At 64.2% G+C, this 2,631-nt stretch carries 4 protein-coding genes; 3 read left to right on the forward strand and 1 reads right to left on the reverse strand.

The genetic code is table 11. From position 1 onward, the window contains the following. The 3 genes from ACIQ17_RS32830 to yghU form a co-directional block, all read left to right on the forward strand. Nucleotides 1-838, forward strand: an 838-nt coding sequence (locus ACIQ17_RS32830; protein WP_398473754.1) for an alkene reductase, incomplete at its 5' end; no start/stop codon positions are given. Between the two features lie 61 nt (nucleotides 839-899). After that, nucleotides 900-1,238 carry a carboxymuconolactone decarboxylase family protein gene (locus ACIQ17_RS32835; protein WP_398473756.1) on the forward strand — a complete coding sequence of 113 codons (339 nt, stop codon included), beginning with the start codon at nucleotides 900-902 and terminating at the stop codon, nucleotides 1,236-1,238. Between the two features lie 16 nt (nucleotides 1,239-1,254). Further along, complete coding sequence (yghU, locus tag ACIQ17_RS32840) at nucleotides 1,255-2,124, forward strand: glutathione-dependent disulfide-bond oxidoreductase (protein WP_398473757.1); 870 nt, start codon at nucleotides 1,255-1,257, stop codon at nucleotides 2,122-2,124. Between the two features lie 54 nt (nucleotides 2,125-2,178). Here the strand turns inward: yghU and ACIQ17_RS32845 are convergent. Continuing rightward, nucleotides 2,179-2,631, reverse strand: a 453-nt coding sequence (locus ACIQ17_RS32845; RefSeq protein WP_398473759.1) for a Bug family tripartite tricarboxylate transporter substrate binding protein, incomplete at its 5' end; no start/stop codon positions are given.

Below are 2,631 nucleotides of genomic sequence, written 5' to 3' on the forward strand. Positions count from 1 at the left end.
GCGCGCCGTCCACGACCGCGGTGGCCTGATCATCGCCCAGTTGGCGCATACGGGCCGCGCAGGACATCCGTCCGTGATCGGCGAGCAGCCTGTCTCATCCAGTGCCACCATCTCGCCGGTCGACGCCTGGACCTATGACGGACCGAGGCCCGCGGTGCGGGCGCGCCCGCTCGCGCCGGCGGAGATCGCCGGCATCGTCGCCGATTTCGCCCGTGCAGCACATCGTGCCATGGAGGCCGGTTTCGACGGGGTTCAGATCCACGCCGCGAATGGCATGTTGATCGATCAGTTCCTGCGCAACAGCGGCAATCTCCGCACCGACGACTATGGCGGCAGCATCGACAACCGCCTGCGTCTGCTGGACGAGGTGACGCGCGCGGTGGCGGGCGCCGTGGGCGCCAACCGTACGGCCGTCCGTCTGTCTCCGAACGGCGAGGTCTGGGGCGTGGACGACAGCGATCCGACCCCGCTCTTCGTGGCGGCGGCGAAGCGGATGAACACGATCGGGATCGCATTCCTGGAATTGAAGGAGGCAATTCCCGATGGCGCGTTCGTCGCGTCCGACGTGCCGCATCAGTCGCCGATGATGCGCCCGCATTTCGACGGACCGATCATCCTCAACAGCGACTACGACCTCGTGCGCGCCCAGTCCGTGCTCGACAGTGGTCTGGCCGACGCCGTCAGCTTCGGTCGCGCCTTCATCGCCAATCCCGATCTGGTCCATCGCTTGCGCGAAGACGCGCCGCTGAGCGAGGCGAACGCGGAGACTTTCTACAGCCAGGGCGCCGAGGGATATCTCGATTATCCCTCGCTGGCGGATGTGAAATCCGCCGCCTGAACCTGCCGCGCGCTGCCGAGCACCATCCGCACCCCATAGCCATACATCGAAGGAGTCCAACATGGACTGGAATGCCAATCGCGATCATCTCATGACCAATGTCGGCAAGCTGCAGCAGCTGTCGCCCGATACGCTCAAGGGCTACCTGACCGCATCCGGTGCCGGCCGCAAGACCGCGCATCTGGACGAGAAGACACGTCAGCTCATCTCGCTGGCGGTTGCGGTCACCACGCGCTGCGACGGCTGCATCTCGATCCATAGCAACGAAGCCGTCAGAGCCGGCGCCACCCGCGAGCAACTGGCCGAAGCACTTGGCGTTGCGGTCGCGATGAATGCGGGTGCCGCGCTCGTTTACTCCACCCGTGCCCTCGAGGCGTTCGACGAAGCAACACGTGCCTGACGCAAAGGAGCGAACCATGAGCGACACCCTGCAGAACCAGCCATCGGGCTATGTGCCGCCCAAAGTCTGGACCCAGGCGAAGGTCTATGGCGGCGCGTTTGGTCGGTCGAACCGTCCGGTGTCGGGCGCAACCTTCGACAGCACGCTGCCGGTCGGCGTGCATCCGCTGCAACTCTACTCGCAGGGGACGCCGAACGGGCAGAAAGTGACGATCATGCTCGAGGAACTGTTGGCGGCGGGTTATTCGGATGCCGAATACGATGCCTGGCTGATCGACATCTTCAGCGGAGATCAGTTCGGCAGCGGCTTCGTCGGCATCAATCCGAATTCGAAGATTCCGGCACTCGTGGATCACTCGATCAGCCCTGCATTGCCGGTGTTCGAGAGCGGCTCGATCCTTGTCTATCTTGCCGAGCGGTTCGGCGCGTTCCTGCCGACCGAACGTCGGGCGCGCACCGAGACCTTCAACTGGCTGATGTGGCAGATGGGCACGGCGCCATTCGTCGGCGGCGGCCTCGGGCATTTCTATGCCTATGCGCCGTTCAAGATCGAATATGCCATCGATCGCTACGCGATGGAGGTCAAACGCCAGTTGCATGTCCTGGACACGCATCTGGCGTCGCATGAATTCCTCGCGGGTGAGCAGTACACGATCGCCGACATGGCGGTCTGGCCATGGCATCCCGGCAGTCTCTACGGCGTCTACAACACGCATGAATTTTTGGCCGTCGAGCAATACCCGCATCTGCTGCGCTGGTACCGATCCATCGCCGCGCGCCCCGCGGTCGCACGCGGCCGCATCGTCAACCGCACCAGTGGTGCGCCGGGCGAGTTTTTACGCGAACGGCATGCTGCGTCGGATTTCGACCGACTGAATGGATGTTAGGAACGGCAGCCTTCTTAACCTTTCCCCGCAAAAGGGCGGGGAGAGGTTAAGACCTCACTCGATCCTGATCCCCGCCGCCTTGATCACATCGGCCCACAGCGCCTTCTCGTCACTCATGCGCTTCTTCAATTCCTCCGGCGTGGTGGGCGACGGCGTGATCAGTTGCGCCTTCAGCTTCTCGATCACCGCCGGCTCCGTCAGCGTCTTGCGGACTTCCGCATTGATCGCGGCCACCACATCCTTCGGCAGTCCACCCGGACCGACCAGCGCATTCCACGCATCCGACTGCACATCGACGCCACTTTCCTTCAGCGTCGGCACATCCGGCAGGAATGGTGAACGCTGCGCCGTGGTCACCGCAAGGATCTTCACGGCCCCGGTCGCCAGCTGCGGCGTCACGCCGATGGCGGGGAGGCATGCCACCTGCACATCGCCGCGGATCAGCGCGGTGGTGGCAGCGGGCGAGGAGGGATAGGGGATGTGCACCATCTTCACGCCGGCCTTCTG

It is taken from the genome of Tardiphaga sp. (assembly GCF_044340795.1).
In the GTDB taxonomy this organism is placed as follows: domain Bacteria; phylum Pseudomonadota; class Alphaproteobacteria; order Rhizobiales; family Xanthobacteraceae; genus Tardiphaga.

Coding starts and splice junctions, on each gene's coding strand:
- ACIQ17_RS32835 (WP_398473756.1), top strand. CDS start 900: ATGGACTGGAATGCCAATCGCGATCATCTCATGACCAATGTCGGCAAG.
- yghU (WP_398473757.1), top strand. CDS start 1,255: ATGAGCGACACCCTGCAGAACCAGCCATCGGGCTATGTGCCGCCCAAA.